Annotated in this window: 14 protein-coding genes and 2 tRNA genes; 7 read left to right on the plus strand and 9 right to left on the minus strand. The window is 34.5% G+C overall.

The window, feature by feature from the left end:
- Positions 1–106 precede the first annotated feature (106 nt).
- From HX049_RS15165 to proS, 3 genes are all read right to left on the minus strand, one after another.
- Positions 107–178 (minus strand) — tRNA-Glu (locus HX049_RS15165).
- Between the two features lie 36 nt (positions 179–214).
- A tRNA-Glu gene (locus HX049_RS15170) sits at positions 215–286 on the minus strand.
- 75 nt (positions 287–361) lie between these two features.
- Positions 362–1837: a proline--tRNA ligase gene (gene proS / locus HX049_RS15175; RefSeq protein ID WP_006264474.1), complete on the minus strand. Its 1476-nt coding sequence runs from the start codon at positions 1835–1837 to the stop codon at positions 362–364.
- A gap of 103 nt (positions 1838–1940) precedes the next feature.
- Here proS and HX049_RS15180 point away from each other — a divergent pair, with 103 nt between their 5' ends.
- The 5 genes from HX049_RS15180 (at position 1941) to HX049_RS15200 (ending at position 8561) form a co-directional block, all read left to right on the plus strand.
- Entirely contained in the window at positions 1941–2972 is a 1032-nt protein-coding gene (locus HX049_RS15180; RefSeq protein ID WP_286416902.1) for a hypothetical protein, read from the plus strand.
- A gap of 26 nt (positions 2973–2998) precedes the next feature.
- The gene (locus HX049_RS15185) at positions 2999–4534 is read left to right on the plus strand and encodes an OmpP1/FadL family transporter (protein WP_286416905.1); all 1536 of its coding nucleotides are present in this window, start codon (positions 2999–3001) and stop codon (positions 4532–4534) included.
- 109 nt (positions 4535–4643) lie between these two features.
- Positions 4644–5495, plus strand: a complete 852-nt coding sequence (locus HX049_RS15190; protein ID WP_286416907.1) for a hypothetical protein — start codon at positions 4644–4646, stop codon at positions 5493–5495.
- A gap of 807 nt (positions 5496–6302) precedes the next feature.
- Positions 6303–7616 carry a 30S ribosomal protein S12 methylthiotransferase RimO gene (rimO, locus tag HX049_RS15195; protein ID WP_073145337.1) on the plus strand — a complete coding sequence of 438 codons (1314 nt, stop codon included), beginning with the start codon at positions 6303–6305 and terminating at the stop codon, positions 7614–7616.
- A 198-nt stretch (positions 7617–7814) separates the two neighbouring features.
- Entirely contained in the window at positions 7815–8561 is a 747-nt protein-coding gene (locus HX049_RS15200) for a glycerophosphodiester phosphodiesterase (protein ID WP_286416910.1), read from the plus strand.
- Between the two features lie 79 nt (positions 8562–8640).
- On the opposite strand, the gene HX049_RS15205 is transcribed toward HX049_RS15200, so the two are convergent.
- The 3 genes from HX049_RS15205 to HX049_RS15215 all read right to left on the minus strand — a co-directional run bounded on the left by HX049_RS15205 (position 8641) and on the right by HX049_RS15215 (position 15999).
- On the minus strand, positions 8641–10110 hold the full coding sequence (locus HX049_RS15205; protein ID WP_286416913.1) for an SLC13 family permease: 1470 nt from the start codon (positions 10108–10110) through the stop codon (positions 8641–8643).
- Positions 10111–10257: 147 nt separating this feature from the next.
- Positions 10258–13458: a TonB-dependent receptor gene (locus HX049_RS15210; protein ID WP_286416915.1), complete on the minus strand. Its 3201-nt coding sequence runs from the start codon at positions 13456–13458 to the stop codon at positions 10258–10260.
- Positions 13459–13602: 144 nt separating this feature from the next.
- Positions 13603–15999 carry an outer membrane beta-barrel family protein gene (locus HX049_RS15215; protein ID WP_286416917.1) on the minus strand — a complete coding sequence of 799 codons (2397 nt, stop codon included), beginning with the start codon at positions 15997–15999 and terminating at the stop codon, positions 13603–13605.
- Between the two features lie 90 nt (positions 16000–16089).
- On the opposite strand from HX049_RS15215, the gene HX049_RS15220 reads away from it, so the two are divergent.
- Together HX049_RS15220 and HX049_RS15225 are read left to right on the plus strand one after the other, a co-directional pair.
- Positions 16090–17406 carry a sensor histidine kinase gene (locus HX049_RS15220; RefSeq protein WP_286416918.1) on the plus strand — a complete coding sequence of 439 codons (1317 nt, stop codon included), beginning with the start codon at positions 16090–16092 and terminating at the stop codon, positions 17404–17406.
- On the plus strand, positions 17399–18076 hold the full coding sequence (locus HX049_RS15225; RefSeq protein WP_286416920.1) for a response regulator transcription factor: 678 nt from the start codon (positions 17399–17401) through the stop codon (positions 18074–18076). The genes HX049_RS15220 and HX049_RS15225 overlap by 8 nt, the downstream gene beginning before the upstream one ends.
- Before the next feature lie 79 nt (positions 18077–18155).
- On the opposite strand, the gene HX049_RS15230 is transcribed toward HX049_RS15225, so the two are convergent.
- The 3 genes from HX049_RS15230 to HX049_RS15240 form a co-directional block, all read right to left on the minus strand.
- Positions 18156–19031 (minus strand): tetratricopeptide repeat protein, encoded by an 876-nt coding sequence (locus HX049_RS15230; RefSeq protein ID WP_286416921.1) that lies wholly within the window; start codon positions 19029–19031, stop codon positions 18156–18158.
- Entirely contained in the window at positions 18982–19572 is a 591-nt protein-coding gene (def, locus tag HX049_RS15235) for a peptide deformylase (RefSeq protein WP_286416923.1), read from the minus strand. Before def ends, HX049_RS15230 begins: the two co-directional genes overlap by 50 nt.
- Positions 19573–19653: 81 nt before the next feature.
- Positions 19654–22890, minus strand: a complete 3237-nt coding sequence (locus HX049_RS15240; RefSeq protein ID WP_286416925.1) for an AsmA-like C-terminal region-containing protein — start codon at positions 22888–22890, stop codon at positions 19654–19656.
- Positions 22891–23075: the final 185 nt, after the last annotated feature.

Here is a 23075-nt window from a genome sequence, read left to right on the forward strand (position 1 = left end):
CCGTAGGGGAATCGAACCCCTGTTACCAGGATGAAAACCTGGCGTCCTAACCCCTAGACGAACGGACCAATAATTATTTATATATTTTTTAGTCAAAGAACTTTCGTAGTCCGTAGGGGAATCGAACCCCTGTTACCAGGATGAAAACCTGGCGTCCTAACCCCTAGACGAACGGACCAACTTGCATTAGATAAATCCTCGTTAAAGAACTCTGTAGTCCGTAGGGGAATCGAACCCCTGTTACCAGGATGAAAACCTGGCGTCCTAACCCCTAGACGAACGGACCATTTGTTTCTCTAATGCGGATGCAAAACTACAATAAATTTTTTATCCCGCAAGAGAAAAACAAAAAAAAATGAAATTAATATGCTTTTGCAAATAATACTCTACCCTTAGAAGGCTTGCCTGTTAGCACACATATTCCCTCTTCCTCTTTTCTATCAATTGGAATACAACGAATTGTAGCTTTTGTAAGGTCTTTGATCTTTTCTTCTGTCTCACCAGTACCATCCCAGTGTGCAGAAATAAATCCTCCTTTACCTTCTAGCACTTCTTTAAATTCTTCAAAAGAATTCACTTCTGTGATATGCTCAGCTCTATAATCGTAAGCTTTCTTAAATAAGTTACTTTGAATAGTCTCTAATAGATCTTGGATATATTCTACGATACCCTCTTTAGACACTACCTCTTTAGTAAGCGTATCACGACGTGCAACTTCGAAAGTTCCATTCTCTAGATCTTTAGGTCCTACCGCTACACGCACAGGAACTCCTTTTAGTTCGTATTCAGCAAATTTCCATCCTGGCTTATAAGCTGTACGATCATCAAATTTGAAAGAAATATTTAATTTCTTAAATCTATCCGTGATCTTTTTCACTTCCTCACGAATAGCCTCTAGCTGCTCATCAGTTTTATGAATAGGTACGATAACTACTTGTATAGGTGCTAAGTTTGGTGGCAGTACTAAACCATTGTCATCAGAGTGAGTCATGATTAAGGCTCCCATCAGACGAGTGCTTACTCCCCATGATGTAGCCCATACATGCTCTTGTTTCCCTTCTTGTGAAGTAAACTTAACATCAAATGCCTTAGCAAAGTTTTGTCCTAAGAAATGTGATGTACCAGCTTGTAATGCTTTACCATCTTGCATTAGTGCCTCAATACAGTAAGTCTCAATAGCTCCTGCGAAACGCTCATTCTCTGTTTTGAATCCTTTTACAACCGGAATAGCCATAAAGTTCTCTGCAAAGTCTGCATATACGTCTAACATTTGTTCTGCCTCTGCCACAGCTTCTTTCTCAGTAGCATGTGCAGTATGACCTTCTTGCCATAAAAACTCAGCTGTTCTTAAGAATAGACGAGTTCTCATTTCCCAACGAACTACGTTTGCCCATTGATTCACTAAGATTGGTAAGTCACGGTATGACTCAATCCACTTTCTATATGTATCCCAAATAATTGTTTCTGATGTAGGACGTACGATTAACTCCTCCTCTAACTTAGCATCTGGATCTACCTCTATCGTTTTTCCGTCTTCTCCTGTTTTTAATCGGTAATGAGTTACAACTGCACACTCCTTAGCAAATCCATCTACGTGACTTGCCTCCTTACTAAAATAAGATTTGGGGATAAACAAGGGGAAATAAGCATTTTGGTGACCAGTTTCTTTAAATTTCTTGTCTAACTCTGCTTGCATCTTCTCCCAGATAGCATACCCGTAAGGCTTGATAACCATACATCCACGTACACCTGAATTCTCTGCCAAATCTGCTTTGACAACTAATTCATTGTACCATTTAGAGTAGTCCTCACTTCTTTTAGTAATATTCTTGCTCATTTTTAATATATTAGCAGTTAAAATTGTTTAACTCTTAATTAACTATAATAATTCCACAAAACTAACTAAATTTGTTTTGACCGACAATTAAAAAAACAACGAAATGAAAACAATTATCCAAACTTCTAGATTATTAAGCAAATTAGGTATGTTTTTGCTTATAGGAGGATTAACTGTTTCTTGTGGTTCGTATTATAATACCTCTTATCACGATGGTATATATAGTCAAGGTGAGAATACTCAACAATATCGCAACAATCAAAATCCTGACGCTAATTACTATGCGGAGTATTTTAAGTCAAAAAGTGACGAATTCGAATATTTCACTGATGTAAATCAATATACTTCACCTGTCAATGACAGTGTGGTTCAACACAAACCTAAACAAGCTGTATCTTACGGCTCTTGGGGGACAGAACCTAGCAGTGTAAGTATTAATTACTATAATAACAGCTACGGATATCCTTACTATGGATATGGTTATCCATACTATGGTAGTTATTGGGGTGGTTATTACGATCCTTTCTATAGTCCATACTACTGGGGTGGTGGATTTGGTATGAGCTTCGGTTGGGGCTGGGGCGGTGGATACTACGGTCGCCCATGGGGAGGCTATTATGGTTATCCATATCATGGAGGTTACTACGCATACAGACCTAATTACTACTATAATAATGTATCCTATTCTAGAGGAGGAAGATCTAGCTATACTAGATCATCATATAACTCTAATAACGCTTACAGAGGCAATGGTAACTCTACCTATACGAGAAGTAATTACTCTGGAAGAAGTAGTAGTAGCTACTCTAACAATAATAGATCAAGTTATAGCAGATCAAGCTACCAAACTAATAATAGAGGAAACAGTAACTCAGGTTATAACAACAACAGTAGAAGTTCTTACTCAAGATCTTCTTATGGCACTAGTTCATATAATAACTCTCGCTATAACAATAGCTCTTCTAATAGTAGCAATAGTAACTATAATAATAACTCTAGAAGTTCTTATTCACGTAGTAGCTACTCTACACCTTCTTCTTCTTCATACTCGCGCAGTAGTGGAAGTAGTTACAGTGGAGGATCTAGAAGCTCTTCTAGCGGTGGAGGTAGTTCACGCAGTAGTTACAGTAGATAATATATAAGTAAACAAGACAGAAAAAAATGAACAAGTATTTTTATACATTAGTAAGTTCTATCTTACTATCCGCAGCAACTTATGCTCAAGAAACTGCACCTACAGATGTCATGAGATATAATCAGTCAGATCTAAATGGTACAGCTCGTTTTAGAGGAATGAGTGGAGCTTTTGGTGCAGTAGGGGGAGATTTATCTGCCACGAATATTAACCCTGCGGGGGGAGCTATATTTAATTATAATACAGCTGCCTTCAGTTTATCTTATTTAGCTAGAAACAATAAAGCTAACTACTATGGTAATAATACTTCCAAAAAATATGATGGTCTAGACTTAGGGCAGATGGGGGCAGTATTTGTTTTTAACAACTACAATGACAAGGCTACGATGAAGAAGTTCACCATAGGACTTAACTATGAGAGTACTAAGAATCTAAGAAACGACATATTATTTAGAGGAACGAATACACATAATAGCTTAGGAGACTATTTTCTAAACATGGCTAATGGTGCTAAAATACCTCATAATGTCGCACAACCAAAAGGTAGCTCTGCAGAGCAAGACTATATGTATGCTGGCCAACAAGCAGGCTTCGTAGGACAACAGACCTACTTAGCACACGAAGCATTCTTAATCAATAAAGGCACACAGGACGGAACATATACAGCGAACTATAATCAAAATAGTCAGTATAACCAAGCTAGATCATTTAGCAACAGCGGGTTTACAAACAAGTTTGCAGCTAACTTTGCAGCACAACTTGGACAACGTTTCTATGTAGGGGCAAACCTGAATATCCACGTAGTAGATTATACTCAGAGTAGCTTAGCTCAGGAGACTATCGCTACACCAGGAGGAAGAGGCTCTATTCAGTCTATGGGTTATTTTAACGAAGTCTATACTTATGGGACAGGATTCTCATTTAATATAGGGGCTATTGGACAGATTACTGAATCATTAAGAGCAGGTGTGGCTTACGAATCACCTACTTGGTACTCTCTAAAAGATGAATTAATCCAAGGTTTTTCTACATCTCGTGTAGGTGAGAATAATGCTATAGTAGATCCTAGAGTAGTGACTGTATTTGATCGTTATAGACTGAGAACTCCATCTAAGTATACAGGGAGTTTAGCTTATATCTTTAAAGATAAAGGACTGATCAGTGTAGATTATACATTTAAAGACTATAGCAATAACGAATTCAGACCTAAAGGTAATAATACCTACAACGACTTAAACCAAGGAATCAACACCATGATGACAGGAGCAAGTGAAGTACGTATCGGAGGGGAATACATCATCAAGCAAGTAAGTTTAAGAGCTGGTTATCGCTTCGAACAGAGTCCTTATAAGAAGGATTATAAAATGTATGGTGATCTAAATGGATACTCTGCAGGTATCGGATATACTTTCGGTAGTTCTCGTTTAGACTTATCTTACTCTAGAACTTCGCAGTCTTATAATACTTACTTAGTAGACACTACACTACCGAACCCTTATCAGGCTGCTAATATTAAAACGACAGATAACTTTGTAAGTTTGACATACAACATTAATTTCTAATTAGATTAGAAGTTTAAGTACTTAATCTCTTTATCGGATAAACTGATAAAGAGATTTTTTTATTATACCTTTGCAGTTCGATTTTTATAAAAATAATAATAAGCAAATAATGAAGTATATTTTTAAACTTTTCGCTGCAATATGCTTGCTTGCTACTGCTACAAGTTTTGCTCAAGAAGGTGTAACTACTCCACTGCGTTATACAGATTCTAACAAAGGTAAATTTTATATTTATTGGGGAGGTAACCGTGGTACATTCAGTAATTCTGACATTCGATTTAGAGGTGATGACTATGACTTCATCTTACAGAATGTAGAAGCATCTGACAAACCTAAAGGATGGCATATCGACTACATTAACCCTGCTCGTATGACTATTCCACAAACGAACTTAAGAGTAGGTTACTTTATCACTGATAAATATAATATCTCTTTAGGAGTTGATCACATGAAATATGTAATGGATCAAAACCAAACAGTAGGTATCTTAGGATACTACCCTGGTCAAGGTTCTTACGGAGAGACTATTCCTGGACATCCTAACCAAGTAAATCTAACTGAAGATTTCTTAATGTTCGAACACACAGACGGATTAAACTATATCAACGTAGAGCTAAACCGTGTGGATGACATCTCTAAACTTTTTGGAGTATGGAACACAGATAAAGTGCAGATCAACTTAACGGAAGGTGTTGGAGCTGGTATTGTATTCCCTAAAACGAATACTACTTTATTAGGTAAAGAAAGATATGACGAATTCCACGTTTCTGGATTTGGTCTATCAGCTAAAGCAGGTCTTAACGTGACTTTCTTTAAACACTTCTTCGTTCAAGCAGAGTTAAAAGGTGGATACATCGATATGTATGATGTACGTACTACAGCTAGCAAATCAGATAGAGCGATGCACAACTTCTGGTTCGGAGAAACAATCATCGTATTTGGTGGTATCTTTAGATTATAATAAAGACACATAAACGAACAATATACCGAGAGGCTATCATTTATTTGATAGCCTCTTTTTTATTCTCATTATATGCCATACAAATCGTATAAATAGAACCTCAGCACTATTTGTTTATTTAGAACCACTACTCTATCTCGTGATATAGTCCAAAACGAATACTAAACCTATTCTTCTCCATTTTCTATTTTACTTCTATTTATTTATCTATTTTGCTTCTTAAAAATCGTTTTATAGTAATTTATCCCTTTCACTTCACTCCTTTTTTTACTCAAAAACAGTTTTTCTCTACTCTCACTATCCTTTTCCAATAAAAATACTATCCTTTTTTCTGCACTCAAAACGAGAAAAAACAAAAATAAAAAACTAGATATCAATCCATTACTAAAAATAACCTCTTTATTTCTCTCTAACCACAACACCCCTCTACCCTACTAAAAATAAGTATTCTAGTTAAATCCTTCAACACTTCTTCAACATTTTCTCAAGATTACTCTAGTTTAAAGTCCTTTTCTTGAAGAAACATTGAAGAAGTGTTGTCGCACTATTGAAAAAGTGAATTTTATCATTAAGAAACAAGACACTTCAATATCTTAAAGCCTTTTATAGACACCTAAGATAAAAAGGTAACTATGGCTTCGTACAATCAATTCTTATCACTCACTCTAACTAATTTGTATCCCTCGTAAAATCAAGGTTCTAAAACAGAATGTTTATAATTAGACTGCTCGATTCACATAATTATACTAAAGCGCTTAGTTTGTAGCTAAAAAAAATGTAATTTTGCAGTCCAATTTTTTTAAATCAATGAGAACCAAAACTTTAAAAAAGAATAAAATCAACGTCATTACTTTAGGTTGTTCAAAAAACGTTTACGACAGTGAAGTGTTAATGGGACAATTAAAAGCAAGTGGAAAAGAGGTAACACATGAGGCTGCTAATGATGAAGCTAATATTGTGGTGATCAACACTTGTGGTTTTATTAATAACGCTAAAGCGGAATCAGTAAACACAATCTTAGAATACGTAGAGAAAAAAGAGGAAGGTATTGTTGACAAGGTCTTCGTTACTGGATGTTTATCTGAGCGATACAGACCTGATTTAGAAGCTGAAATCCCTAATGTAGATCAATACTTCGGTACTACAGATTTACCTTTATTATTAAAAGCATTAGGAGCTGACTATAAACACGAATTATTAGGAGAGCGTCTGACGACTACTCCTAAAAACTACGCTTACCTTAAAATCGCTGAAGGATGTGACCGTCCTTGTAGCTTCTGTGCTATCCCACTAATGCGTGGAAAACACGTATCTCAACCTATCGAGAAATTAGTAAAAGAAGCTGAGGGATTAGCTAAAAACGGAGTAAAAGAGTTAATCTTGATCGCTCAAGACTTGACGTACTACGGATTAGATTTATACAAAAAGAGAAACTTAGCAGAGCTATTAGAGAACTTAGCGAAAGTAGAAGGTATCGAATGGATCCGTCTTCACTATGCATTCCCTACAGGGTTCCCTATGGATGTATTAGAACTAATGAAGAGAGAACCTAAGATCTGTAACTACTTAGACATCCCTCTACAACATATCTCTGACAATATCTTAAAGTCTATGCGTCGTGGTACTACACAAGCGAAGACAACTAAGCTATTAAAAGAGTTTAGAGAAGCTGTACCTGGTATGGCTATACGTACGACATTAATCGTAGGATACCCAGGAGAAACAGAAGAAGATTTCCAAATCCTAAAAGATTGGGTTCAGGAGATGAAGTTTGAACGCTTAGGATGTTTTACTTATTCTCATGAAGAAAACACACATGCTTATTTACTAGAGGACGATGTTCCTGAAGAAGTTAAACAAGCTCGTGCTAATGAAATCATGGAAATCCAAGCACAAATCTCTTTTGATCTAAACCAAGAGAAGATAGGACAGACATTCCGTTGTATCATTGATAGAAAAGAAGGTACTGAGTTTATCGGACGTACTGAGTTCGATAGCCCAGACGTAGATAACGAGGTAAGAATAGACGCTACTAAACACTACCTTAAAATAGGTGAATATGCAGATATCCACATCGATAGTGCTTATGAGTTTGACTTATTTGGTACACCAGTAAAATAATATTTAAAAGCTGTTCTTCACTGAACAGCTTTTTTTGTACCTTTCTTTTAGAATCTAAAAAATTATTTAATCATATAGTCTCTGACTACTCTCCTATCAAGGTATTTATTTTAGTTTGTTTACACAACAATAATATTAAGGTAAAGTTGACAATACATAAAATATTCATCTTTGTCCTAATCAATTAAAATAGATACCATGAGATTTCAAAAGAGACTATTAGTTTTATGTTTAGCTATGAGTTCATTTGCATTTGCACAAGATAATAAAGTATTGCGTATCGCACATAGAGGTGCTATGGGACACGTAACGGAGAATACAGTAGAATCTGTACTGAAAGCTGTAGAGATGAAATCTGATGCGATCGAAATAGATGTGTTTAAAGTAAAAGATGGCGCTCTAATGGTACACCATGACGATACTTTAGAACGACTAACGAACGGCAAAGGAAATATCGAACAATACACTCAAGCAGAACTACAAGCACTATTAGTGGATGGTAAATATAAAATGCCTACACTAGAAGATATCATATCTGCTATCAATAGAAAAGCAGTATTAAATATAGAACTAAAGGGAGCAAATACTGCAGAAGGTACATACGCTATCATCCAACAGTTCAAACAAAAAGGATGGACGAATGCAGACTTTATTATCTCTAGTTTTAAATGGGATGAATTAGAAAAAATAGCTGCTCTAGATCCTAATTTAGACATCGCTGTGTTGACCTCTAAAGAGCCAGCTGATGCTATCGAATTTGCACATAAGATCAATGCTGTAGCGATCAACCCTTACTTCAAAACATTGAATGAGAAAAACGTGGGTAAAATCAAACAAGCTAAGTTAAAAATATATCCATATACTGTGAATGAGGAGAAAGATATCCAACGTTTAAAAGATTTAAAAGTAGACGGTATCATCACCAACTTCCCAGAGAGAATATAATGTATTTTGGTTAGGTTATTTTAAGCAGAAAGGCGTATTCAGTGTGAATACGCCTTTTATTTTATTCGTTATTTATACTTTATATAGCTTCAAAGAAGCCTGTGAAATACTGTAAAAATAGCACCCATAAGATGATAATCGTAGTACCTAATATCGCTCCAAATAATCCACCGAGTACGAAGTCCTTTTGCTTCAGCATCCCCGTACCAAAGACGATGGCGTTAGGCGGTGTAGATACAGGTAAGAACAATCCACACGAAGAACAAAGTCCTACTACTAGCCCAACAGGTAATAACTGATCTGTAGGTAGTACAATAGCAGCAATATTAATCACAATAGTAGCTGTAGCAGTACTACTCATAATATTAGAAAACAGCACTGTCACTACTGCAAAAATAATCATCATCACGATCATATTAAACTCCATCCCCGCTAAGAACTGAGAGTAATATGGCGCTAATAATTCTTTAATAGCCATCCCTAGAGATAGTCCTCCGGCTACTAACATCAAGGTATCCCAAGGCAATCTGCGCACGTCCTCTGCTGTGATAATCCCCAACATCGGCAAGAACATAATAGGTACCATCGCGGCTCCTGCTGTAGGTATATGTAATCTACTTCCTAACATCCACATCAATACTGTCACTCCTAGAATGATAATAACTGCTAGACGCTGTAAGCGCATGCTGTTTGTCATTTCTAAGGCTTTATTTGCAAACGAAACATCTAATCCTTTTACCTTAGAAGTATACTTGCGCACTACCGCATACCAAAATGTTCCTAATAAAACAACTGCTGGTAAGAACCCTAATAACAACCACTGAGAGAACGTAACATCGAATCCTTTAGATTTCAATACGTTCACTACGATCAAGTTAGGAGGTGTAGATACCATACTCATCATTCCTGCAAAGGTAGCTGCTGCTGGAATACTGACTAAAATGGCCTTAGACATATTAGAGTCTTTCCCCTCCCTATCTATCAAGGGCATTACTGAAGCTAATACCATAGCTGCAGTAGCTGTATTCGATATAATCAAGGATAGAACTGAAGTAACAATGATAATACCCAATACTAACATATTAGGATTAGAGCCAAAAACAGAAATAGTCTTCTTAAACAACGACAAGTCAAGGTTGGTCTTCCGCATTCCTTCACTCAAAAAGAAACCTCCTAAGAATATCCAAATCACACTGTCTGACCAGGTATCTGATATCTCTTGGGGCGAAATCGTGGCTCCCTGTATATTCCCCATGGTATAAACGAGAAAGCCTATAATCATAATCCCTACCGCAAAGGGAGGAATGGCTTCTGTCGCCCAGAGCAATATAGAAAATATTAAAATAAACATGGTGTATTTCTGAGCTTCACTAAAAACATCTGGAGCTAAGAAATAAGTACCTAACAGTGCAGCGACTAAAGAAAAGAAGAAAATACCTACCCTCGTTTTGATATTCCACATATTCCACGAAGCCTCTATTAGAAGCTCACTGTAGAATCGGATACCTGTCCTAATCTTTCTAATCTTGTCAAAGTAATCAAATTCCATATTCTTGTATTTAACCTTTAAAATTACAACAAATTAGTACATTAAGCCACTTTTACTATCGTATTATAAAAACAAAAGCGGAACTCGTAAGAGTTCCACTTTTAAGAATTAGTACATTAAACTTATAATCTATTAACTATGAAAGCATTAATTAAAACTATATTTTAACCCTATTTGTATTTGGTATGGGTTTCCTCTATTTACAGGAGTCCCTTTTGTATTTACTCTATAATTAAATTGTTGCGTAGCTTGATCAAAACCTGGTAAAGCCGCTGTTTCTCCTTTCTTAGGTACACCTAAAGCATATAAAGACTGCGTTCTCATCGATTTATTCACTCCCCAATCTTTATTCAATAAGTTCGCTACGTTAAATACATCTGCTGATAGCTCAAACTTGTGTTTTCCTTTAACATGGAAAGTCTTCGCTATACGCAAATCAAATACACCATAGAAGCTATTCTTTCCTCCATTTCTCTCCACTATCTTACCATAGCTATCTTGGATATAATTTTTAAGACTACTGCTTACTTCTGGGTTATCCATAATAGTTTGTAATCCATCCTTAATATGCTGTGGAGTATTAGGATCATTGATATCAAATACATACGCTAAGTCATTATTACCACTCACGAAATCTCCATTTGTATTACCTCCTGATAATAAGCTATATCTCGTTCCTCCAATACCAGAGAATCTCACTCCTACATTCACCCCGTAGAAACTAGGTGCATTACCATACACTACTAACTTATGTCTAAAGTGATTATCAGAATAACTCATTTTACTTAAATCTCTAGGGTCATCCGCTACTGGTAGTCCTAGTGTAGCTGAGTTAGCTACGTTACCATTATAAGAAGTATTATCCTTAGTAGAGTTCCACGTATAGCTCACTGCTATCTGACCATCTCTATAATAGTTATAGTTAGTATCAAATACTAAGGCATAGTTATTTACTTTTCCTTCACTTACTAGTTCTAATACACGACCTAACTTATCTGATTTTCTTCCTTGTTTCCAATCTGATGCACCATTCGCTAAAATAGTTTCTGCTGGAACGAATACTCCTCTTCCTGCTTCGTTGTCTAAAGTAAAGAATGGTTTATCCACCATATTTCTATCTTTATAGAAGTAGTTATTACGAGCTAAGTTCATATACCCTGTCACACTCACCTTAAACCTACTGCTAAAGAAGTGTGTATACGACAAGTTAGCCTTATACACCATCGGTACTTTTGCATCTTTTCCTGTGAAGTTGATTGTGCTTAACTGGTGTTGAGTCAAAGAAGGTATTGCACTTTTATCTTTTCTATATGCTTCAAAGTCAGGAGTAGGTACATCAGCTCCCATTACATCTACAGTAGCTAACTTACTTCCATCAAAAGTAAGGTTGTTAATCAATGCATAGTTATTCACATCTGATCCAAAGATACCTCCACCTAGACGGATATAGTCAGTATTGTTCTCATTGATATTCCAATCAAACTGAATACGTGGCTGTACAATCAAAGACTTAAAGTTATTGTCTGTTCTTAACCCTAGCTCATCATATACTAACTGGTTAAACTTAGCTGTCGGATACTTCGCATAGTCTAAACGAAGCCCTAAAGTCATATCTAAACCAGGGTATAAAGAAGTCTTCATTTGTCCATAGATACCCGCATTTAATATATTCCCATCGACAGTAAGATCATCTACTAAAGGTACTTCTCTATAATATCTATAAGGTCTTAACTTCTCAAAGCTATCCATAGACGAATATCCTAGAGCAGGATCATTATTAAAATGAAAACGTCCATTCACTTCACTACCGTATACTGACTTAGAGTTAGTCTGCATCACGTCAACACCAAAAGTATAGTTTACTTTATCTGTGTTATAGTATAAATTATTTACAACCTGAAAAACATTATTCGTAAACTTCTCTTGTGCAAAACGGTGTCCTCCTAACTGTATATTCGCTGAGCGTACACCTCCTCCAATATTAGAAGTTACGTTCTCCACAATAGCACGTGGTATATACCATCCTGGTAACTCTGCACTCTGATGGCTATCCTGGAATGTATATAAGTACTGTACTTTTAACTCATTAGTCAGTTTAGGACTGATATTCGTTCTTAATGTAGCTAATAAACTGTTGTCAACACTCTTATCTGTACCATAAGATTCGTATAGATTAATCTGTGTGTTATCTCCTAATCCTAGCGGATTATAGTCATACGTAAGGTTGTTTCTAACCGTTAATAAGTTGTTCTCGTTAATCTGCCAATCTAAACGCAAGAAGGCTGCATCAGAGTTTCTTCTCTTGTCAAATGTACCGTACTGAGGATTATTAGATACGCCATATTTATCACGAGCAATACCTACGAACTTATCTAAAGTCTGGTTAGTAATACCGTATCTATCCTCATCTGCTGGTCCATTAATATCTGCAATCACTAGTGATCGAGTGTCTAACTGGTGATCCCATGCTACAAAATAGTGTAGCTTATCCTTAATAATCGGGCCACTTAAGGATAGTCCATATTGATAAGTAGAATAGTCTCTATCCCCTTTCTTATTTCCATTTATATCATACGGACTAGATAACCAATCTGCACGCATATAAGAGAACATGGAAGCTGAGAACTCATTGGTTCCAGACTTAGTCACTGCACTTACGGTTCCTCCTCCACTTCGCCCTAATGTCACATCATACTGATTAGTCACTACCTGAAACTCACGTACTGCTTCCATCGAAACAGAATATGGAGCACCACTTCTACTAGTAGTCGCCCCTCCTGATGTAGGATTCTTAGCAGTAGTACCATCTATCGTAAAGTTAATAGAAGACCCTAGCTGTCCTCCTATAGATCCTCCATTCGATAAAGGTGATAAATCCGTTAGGTTAGCAAAGTTACGTCCGTTAATCGGCAGGTTCTTTATAGAGCTCGCTGTAAAAGTAGTCGCTGCCCCCAAAGACTCTTTCTGATTCTTTAAGCTCTTTCCATCAATAACGATTTCTTCTAAATGCTGATCATCTAATCCAATAACAATATCTACGAATACATTATCACCTTGGTTTACGTAGTACCCCGTTTTCTTTACTTCTCCACCAGCCTCGTCTTGTGTAACAACGATATAAGGTCCCCCTAATGGAATTTCTTTAAAGACAAACTCCCCGTTAGCATTTGTCTTAGTACGTGTGGTAAATCCTGTAGATGTATTTCTAATCATAACTTCTTTTCCCTGTTGGATCGCATTATCCTGTAATACGATCCCTTGGATAGAAGCTTGTGTGGTTTGAGCAAAAACTTGTGCACTAAATAAAGTCGCACATACCAAACCTGCTAATTGTAATTTTTTTTTCATTTACGTTACTACTAGTTGATTAATGAAGTCAAATCTATTCCTCCATTATTATCTCTAGATGTTTAGTGCGTAAAGAAATTGTCATTTTTAAATTCAACAATTCAAAGAGTTATTATGAAAGTGTTAACTCATAATCATCTTATACTAAATTCTGTCTTTTTCTGTCATATCTATTTCTTTAGAGCTGTATTTTACCTTTTGGTTTCCTAAATTATACTTTAAAGAAATAGCAAAACCTTGTGTATCACTATAGTCTTTAAAGTAGTTATTTTGATTCGCATAGTTAGTACTAATGATCTGTCTATCACTACCAAAAATATTATACACATACAGATTAGCAGCTAACTTATTCTTCAAGAACTCTCTACTCATGATAAAGTCTGTACGCTGATAACCACTTATTCTAAAAGTCCCTTGTACAGTAGGAGTATAAAAGTTATAGGTCAACATCGCTTTCCAGTTACTTTTCTTTTCAATATCAACAGAAGTACTTAATCGCCCTCCAAATATTAAAGCATCATTCTTATACAACTTCTTATCTACACCATAAAAATAATCTTCCTGCTTTTGCAAGTAAAGGAAAGGACTCACTGACCAAATAGGTAAAATCTGGTGAGAATAGTTTACAATCATACCTGCTAGTTGTCGTTTATCTATATTCGTATAATGATAGATTAACATATTATTTTCAGGTTCTTGATAAGAGATTTCCATAGATGGATTGTTCTCACGATTATAAAATAGTTCAATATTTAACTGATTCCAATTATAACTTAAACTAAAATTATGACTGATCGTTGGTTTTAAATCAGGGTCTCCTTGGAAATATGAAAACAGATTATAGTAACTCTTCGCAGGATTCATCCAAGAATACGAAGGTCTGTCAATGCGCTTGCCATACGAAAAACTCAAATGATGATCGTCTGTTACATCATATTTCACATAGGCTGTAGGGAATAACTTAAAGTATGACTGCGTATTACTCCCTACTCCTGTGCTCTTCGTCTTAATACCGGTGTACTCTCCTCTCAATCCTGCTTTGATTTGCCATTTATCCCATTGCTTCGTAAAGGAAGTATATCCTGCCCAATTGATTTCTTGATAATCATAATCGTTACTCTTGTCTTTATTAGGATTACTTGTTTTAGTATCAAAAAAGTCTAATGAATATAAGGCTTTGACAATACTATACTTACCACCTAACTCCCATTTGGTTGTCTCTTTATCTATCGTATAATCAACACCAGATACAGCTAATCGTGTGCGCGACTTATCTTTCGTTGCAAAAAAGCATTCAGATGGTAACTGATCTTTAAAGTTTAATTCAGTTCGTACATCTTGATTATCTTTTTGGTTATCATACGTAAAATAAGATGACCATAATAAATTTTTCTCGTGACTAAACTTTTTGTCTAACATAAAATACCCTGTGTACGTATCCATATTAGCACGCTTCTTATTAAAAGTGGTATAATTAGACTCTACAATATCCTCTTTATTATAGATCAATGTAGGGATGACAAAATCACCTTTGGTTTGTTCATTAATATAACCACTTCCTCCTACTGTCAATGTCAGTGTAGTATCTACCTTTACATCCATCTCTGCATTAAAACTATGACGACCTTTTATCTTATTCTTACGTGTCAGGTCTGTACTCCAACGCTCTCCGTTCTCATAGATAACGTTGTCTTCATTATACCGCACTCCAGTTCCTTTTGTATAAGTATAATTGCCAGATAAATTCACTTTATCACCAGAGTAAAAGTGTTGAGTACCTAAGGTGTTAACCGCGTAGGTAGTTTGTTTAAAACGATTTGTTACATTCCCTTTATACCCTAAGTTTATATTCTTTTTTAATTTAATATTCAATACTGCTCCTCCCTGAGCATCATACTTAGCAGGAGGGTTTGTGATAACTTCTACAGCTTCTACCTGTGTGCCATCTGTAGATTCAAGCATCTCTTTTAACTGCTCTCCTGTCAGCATCACTTTTCTATCGTTAATCGTCACTAATATACTAGAGCTCCCACGGATACTTAGGTTATCTCCTATCGCACTTACCTCAGGTGTTTGTTTCAGAATATCCCACGCATTCGTAGTCGCTAAAGGCGTATCTTGTACATTAAATACTAATCTATCTATTTCTCTTTTTATAGTAGGGCGCTTGGCAGTAATCATTACTTCATCTAAAATAGCGTTATCTTCTGTTAACTCTACTACAGCTGGAGCCATACCTAAAGGTATTGTCTGAGATTTAAACCCTACATAGCTAAACTCTAATTGAGTAATCAATGCATTATCATCTAAATCATAAACACCTTGTTCATCCGTATAAACAGACTGTACTATCTTACCCTCTGCATCTTTTGCTACAACAGTAACGAAAGCCAATAGTTCCTTTTTATTATCTGTTACTTTTCCTTTGATTTGAGAGTTAGTTGTTTGTGCATTGACTAATACACTTAACAATAATATGCTCCATAAAATAAGTATGCGTACCATAATTTCATTAATTTTAAACAAAGGTGTTGTATTCATTAAAAGAAGGTGGTTAATGAACGGTTAATGAACGGTTAACAGCAAAAGCCTGTTGGTATATTACCCTGTTTTTAAAGTATATTTGTGTATATGAAAAAGCTAAATTCTAAATATTACTTAATCATCTTTTGTGTTTTCTATATCCTCTTATTAGGATTAATGGGGTTCTATTTTAACCAAGCTATCCGTCTTAAACAAAAAGCTATAAATAGTCTAGCACATGAGAAAATAGATGATTTATTAGAGCAGAGTTCATATAAGAATATGAGTCTGAATAAAGAGAGTGAATTATATAAACATTTCTTAGCTCTAAAAAAACAAGAAACAAGTATAGATATTATCAAAGAGGATTATAATCATAATAGCGAATTATTTACTACTAAAGTAGATAGTACCTTTAAAGAATTAGGTTATAAAGTAGCTGCTAAATTCACGATAACACAGATTACCCTTAATGATAAAAATATAAACTTACTAGACGAACCTTTTACTTTCTTAGAGACAAATGAGAAAGTAGTTCATCCTCAAAAAATAAATACTTCTGAGTGGGAAATCAATGAGACGAGTACTCTTGATCAAAATGACAATCATATAGGGGTAAAAAACGATAAGGATTTACATATCACTGTTCATCAAGAAAAAGAGATCGAAGTAGTTAATTATTTAAGTATTGTACTAAAGCAATTACTTCCTTTATTTATAGGTTCTAGCCTTATCTGTATCTTTATTTTAGTGCTTTACTATATCACTTATCGTACCATAAAACACAAAGAAAAAGAGGTAGCTAATCTATACAATATGGTAGATAATGTCTCTCATGAGTTTAAACTTCCTATAGCTACCTTAAAATACGGTTGTAAGAATCTGTCCAAAGAATATGATTCGCCAACTATCAACCTTCTACTCCGTCAAGTAAATCGATTAGATCGATTACAGAATAGCCTTAACCCTGTTCTATCAGATGAAGAAGAAAGCTATAAAAAAGAAGATGCTTTAGTGCTGATAGAGGATCTCCAAAACCTATATCCTGAAGCATTATTATCATTAAAGTGGAGTGCTAAAGAAGAACTCAATCTCCCTAAAACTAAAATAGAGACTGTGCTTCTTAATTTATTAGAGAACAGTATTAAATATGGTGGGACAGAGATTAAATGCAGTGTCTCATCAGATGCTAATCAATATATCATCACAGTTATAGATAACGGAATGGGAATCGCTAAGGATAAACAGAGTGATATCTTCAAGAAATTCTATAGAATACGAGAAGGCAATATCCATAATACCCAAGGACTAGGCATCGGCTTATACCAAGTACAACAAATAGTAAAATCACTTCATGGAAGTATTAATATAAATAGTAAACTACAAGTAGGGACTACTTTTAAAATCACGATACCTTATGTATAAATTATTATTAGTAGAGGACGATATTGATTATGGTACTGTTATCCAACAGTATTTAGGTATTTGTGGATTTGAGGTAAAATGGTTCACTACTCCAGAAGAAGTTGTAGATACTGTAACTCAAGAACACTTTGACTTAGCGATATTAGATATTATGCTCCCACAGAAAGATGGTTTTACCTTATCGAAAGAGATTAATATGATATTACCTAATTTGCCTTTCTTATTCTTAACAGCAAAGAACCAAAGCATCGATCGCTTAATGGGGTTAAAGTTAGGTGCTGATGATTATATCTCTAAAACATGTGATCCTGAAGAACTAAAACTGAGAATAGAGAATATCCTAAAGCGAACCGCTGTACCAAAGACAGAACAGTACTTATTAGGTAGCTATACTTTTAATCCTATACAGCTAAAGCTGAGTCATCCCTCTGAAACAATACGTCTGACAGAACGAGAGAGAGATTTATTACTTTTATTAATCAGTCATAATGGTGATATTATCTCTCGTGAGGAGATCTTACAGAAGCTCTGGCCATCTGCTGATTACTTTAATGGACGTAGCTTAGATGTATTTATAACCCGTTTGAGAAAATACTTTCAACACGATGAATCAATAAGTATCCTGAGTTTAAGAGGGGTTGGTTTTGAGGTGAACTTATCCCTTAAATAACGTGAGTTCGATATAAGAAAAGGCAAAAAAAGCTATAAAAAAAGAGACTGCGAGTAAGATCACAGTCCCTTTAACTATTTTATTTATCTTGAAAACGTTTGAGAAAAGTCTCGTTCAGCTTTTCTTTATCTTTTATTCTACTTAAAGATTCTAAGGCTTTCGCTTTATAACTTTCATCCTTAGTATCTTTAAATAATTCGTCTGAAGCAAGTGCATAATTGGCATTAAAGTCATCTAGTGAATTAAATGTAGTTTGACACTTATCTAAATATTCTAAACCTGCTTCATACTGAGTATCCGCTATAAAGAGTATTCCCTTCATTAAATATACTTCTTGTTGTCGTTGCTCCGTCCAGGTATTCTCTGCTATATATAGCTCTTCTGCAATACTTAGTTTTTGCAATCCATTAGCAATATCTCCTAAAGAAGTAGCCGTAAGCCCTATTCCATAATATCCATCAGGGTCATTGGGAAAGTCTTTGATCAGTTCTTCATACTTTTTTCTAGCTAAACCAATATTTCCAACTCTTAAAGCTGCTTCTGCTAATTCTTCTTTAAACACTGAATTACTTTTACTAGCTAAACTATCAGCGTAATAATAGTATGTTACAGCTGCTTCGTGCTTATCTTGTTTAGTTAAAGCTACTCCTGTAAAGAAATAGGCATCACAAAGTGTTTTGTCTCTTTCTATTAAACTAAAAAACACCTTACCTGCAATATTATAATACTTAGGCGAACTAAGAGCTTCTAAGCCTATTTTATACAATCTCTCCACTTCTATATCATCAGCTGGACAACTAAACTCTAAATCGTCATAAGAATACTTATTCTCAATACTCTGGGCATAAGTGGAGTTAAATACAAGACACCAAATACTAAAAAGTAGAAATACTACAAGCTGTAGTTTATCTTTGATAAACAATTTCACTAGTAGGAGATGCATTATAATATTCATTATTTTCCTGTTCTTTTATACGATCAGTAAACAACACTCCATTCAAGTGATCAAATTCATGTTGTATAATAACAGCAGTAAAACCTTCTATAACTTCCTGGAAGTGCTCTCCACTTAAATCATAGTAAGTAATCTGAATAGCTAAGCTCCTATATACTTCTCCATATTCATTGGCAATAGACAAACATCCTTCTTCTCCTCTTCTCAATATTTTAGAATACCATACAATCTCTGGATTAATAAAGAATTCAAATGGTTCACCTTTTTTATCCATTCGTTGCACTAGAAAAACTCTTCGATTGATACCGACTTGAGGTGCAGCTATTCCAACACCAGGCTTCTCTTCATTGCGAACAGTTTTATACATTCTCGCAATCAGATATTTTAAGTTCTCATCTGTCGGTAATACTTCTTCACATCTCATTCTAAGTACTTGTTCTTCCACAGGACTATCCACTTGGTACACATGCATTGGTTCATCTACAGTACTTTGTTGTATAAGAAGATTTTCTATATCGTTTAACTTGCTGTAAGTAATCATTTTATTTTGTTTTACACCTCAAAAGTATAACTTAAATCACATATAAATAAAAAAAGCTCAGAGAATCTCTGAGCTTTTTACTTATGCCGTCTTAGGAAGACTATCAGGGGCTTGTATTGGCAGTACCTCTGGTATAACAGGAATAGAATCATTCACAGATTTCACATCTGATCCTTCATCTTCATCCTCGTCATCATCCTTTGCTCCTTGTCCCAACACTTCACTTGCTTTATATCTACCTAACTTAATTTTAAAATCTTCTGCATTACCTGTTATTCTCATTGGTATACCTATAATACCTAAAGGAGGTAGTCCCAATCTAAATCCAATATTTAAATCTCCATCTAAACTTACTTGTCCTTCAAAACGTGGTCTAAAACCAGCCATCTTCATTTTAGTTCGTTCAATAGTCATTACATTATCTTTAATAGATGATTTAATATTCACATCAGATAATGTTCCTTTTTCCAAAGATTTAGCATCTGTCTTATCTGCAATAGCTCCTAAAAGCTTAAATCCTTTAAAACTAATATTAGCTAACGATAATGTACCTTGACCTTCAATACTATTCATTACAGGAAACATACTACTATTTAATTTTCCTTTCAAACTATAATCTAAAGAAACTGTTCCGTAAGCATCCTTAGCCATTGTCACCATCTCTCTAAACAAAGTAATTTCTTTATATGCTCTTTGAATATCAAATTCCGATGCTTTAAGGTTGTAACTAAACAAAGCACTTCGGTAACCTGTGGGCTCGTAAGTACCATTCATAGATACATTTGTACCGATCAAGTTAAACTTTGTATCCTTTAAATCGATACTTCCATTAGTTACAAGCAGATTACCTGTAAAATTCTCAATATTGTATTCTGTGTATTTAATCTTATCCGCTAATGCATTAAAAGTAATATTGATGTCTTTTGGAACTTGAATAACCCCAGCATTAGATGTATTTGCTGTTGTTATATTACTAGTTTTATTATTTGCAAACATCATAAATTCATCAACATTCATATAAGGAGTTTGTAAATCAAAATTTCCTTTTAAGGTATCTCCTTTCAGCATATATCCGATTACATTAGTCAAATACCCATTCATTGAAAATTTAGAGCTACCATAAGTAGCTTCAAACTTCTCAAACTTCATTTTCTCTTTATAGAAAGAGAATACTCCTTTCTTAATATGTAAAGGCTTAGGAAACATATCTGAAGATACAGTAATATTATCTACTTCAAAACGCCCTCCATTCTTAAGTTTATCAAAGTCTCCCTTCACTGCATCACTTTGCAATCCACTTAAGAAAAGACTTGTTAACAACCTACCACGTACATCTATACCGTCTATCTTAAACAATTTATACAAGTTTCCGATATTCAAAGTCCCTTTTGACTTCACATTATAATTCAAGTTGTTTAAATTATAAAGACTTGCTGCTAGTTGGAAAGGTTCACCAGCTATCTTAAAGTTAATAGGCAAAACTTTAATAGTTAAATCATTTAAAGAACCACGTTTACTCTTAATAATAGTATGTATATCTATATTCTCTATAGGTAGTTCAGGAATGCGCTTAAACTGAATATATCCATTTACAAACTTAACTTCAGAGTCTATTACTGGAAATAGTTTACGTTTAGGTTCGTAAGTTCCTTTAACACTACCTTTAGCATCAATAATTCCACGTAATACAACATCATTAATTGGTATAAACTCCTTAATTTTCTCTAAATCAACTTCAGCATCTATATCGGCTTCAACATTAAAATCACGTAAGTTCTTTAAATATATATTTCCTTTAATATGGTTATCCATAGCTGATAAAGAAATATCAGAAAAACGTAAGCTGGTATTTTTATAATTAGAATCCTTAGCAGCTATATCTAGATTAAAATTAATTTCTTCTAATGCTTTAGGCAATTCTTCTAACTTAAAATAACCATTTTTCAAAGATCCTCTTAAATCGAAAGTAGGTATACTTGTAATTGTACTATCACGATACACTTTGCGCAAAGTTCTTGTTTCAACAATACCTTTAGAATAGGTTCCATCAAACTCCCCTTCTAAAGATAAAACTCCTCGCATAGCAAACCCTTCAATCCCTACAGCTTTTTGAAACAAGTCAAGGTTAATAATGGAATTAATCTTCCCTTTTGCATTAATTATTGTCAAACCTTCAATCTCTGTATTTATATCAGTATGATTATTATCTAAATCAAAAGATAGCTTATTTATAGATACTTTTCCTTTCTCTACATCTAACTTTGGCATTGAATAAGAAAAATCTAGTTCGATATTTTCTAATGGTTTAGTAACTTGTTTGTTCTGTACAAACCCATTCTTTAATTTCAATGATAAATCAACATTAGGACTTAAACTATCAACAATTACATACTTACCTTCTAATAAAAACTTACCATCAACATCACCAGCAAATTTAGTTTCATCTAACCAATATTGATACTCAGGTGGTATCACGGATAAAAGTTGCTCTAGAGTCGCATCCTCAGTTTTAATGTCAAATAGCATGTCATAACCATTTTCTATAAAACCAAAATGTCCCTTAAAATCAACAGGCAGTCCTTTTATACGTAAATCATTTTTTTCAAACACAAAAGTTAAAGATTTTGTATCAACTTTAGTCTGGAGTTTAGCAAGAATAGGTTTTTCTTTAACATAATGAACACCATCAAAATTCAAATCAAAAGATTGAATACTTGCCTTACTAAGTAAGTCGAAAACATCATCGCTCATATTCCCTTGTCCTACATAATCAAAATCAGAAGCTATAAAACTCAATCTACTAGCCAAATCATTATAGATTATCTCTGCATTATCAATATGAAGCTCATCTATCTTTAACTCAAGGCTCTCATCACTTTCTTCCTTTTCATTAGAAGAAACAAAAATATCATAATTTGCTTCCCCTTTTTCTGTAACATTTATATGAACAGTTGGACTATCTACATATATTCTATTAAAACTTAATTTCCCACTAGTAATACTAAAAATATCAACGCCTAAACTAACAGATTTAGCTACAAATAAATGGTCAGAATATAAAGAATCTAAGTGAACTCCTTCAATACTTGGTTTAACTACTGTTGCTGTTAATAAAGGAAACCTATTATAGAATGATAAATCTATTTTTTCAAAGTCTACATCTCCTTTGATAGATTCTTTCATTAACTCCTTTACTTTAACATTAATTTGATCTGCATAAAATACTGGTACAATATACATTAGTGCTAATACTAATACACATAATACTCCAATGCCAATTCCTACTTTAATAAGAACTTTTTTTACAGTTTTCAACATAGCTTACTTAATCTTCAATATGCGTACAAAGTAACAGCTTTTTTTCGCAACTTTAACAATCATAAACAGAAATATAGCACAAAAGAATATACTATTAGAAGGTATATAACAAAAAAAATCCCCAACCTCTAATGAGATTGGGGATTCTATAAAGAAAGGCGGCGACATACTCTCCCACTGGTTAG

It is taken from the genome of Myroides odoratimimus, assembly GCF_030326305.1.
Lineage (GTDB): Bacteria > Bacteroidota > Bacteroidia > Flavobacteriales > Flavobacteriaceae > Flavobacterium > Flavobacterium odoratimimum_A.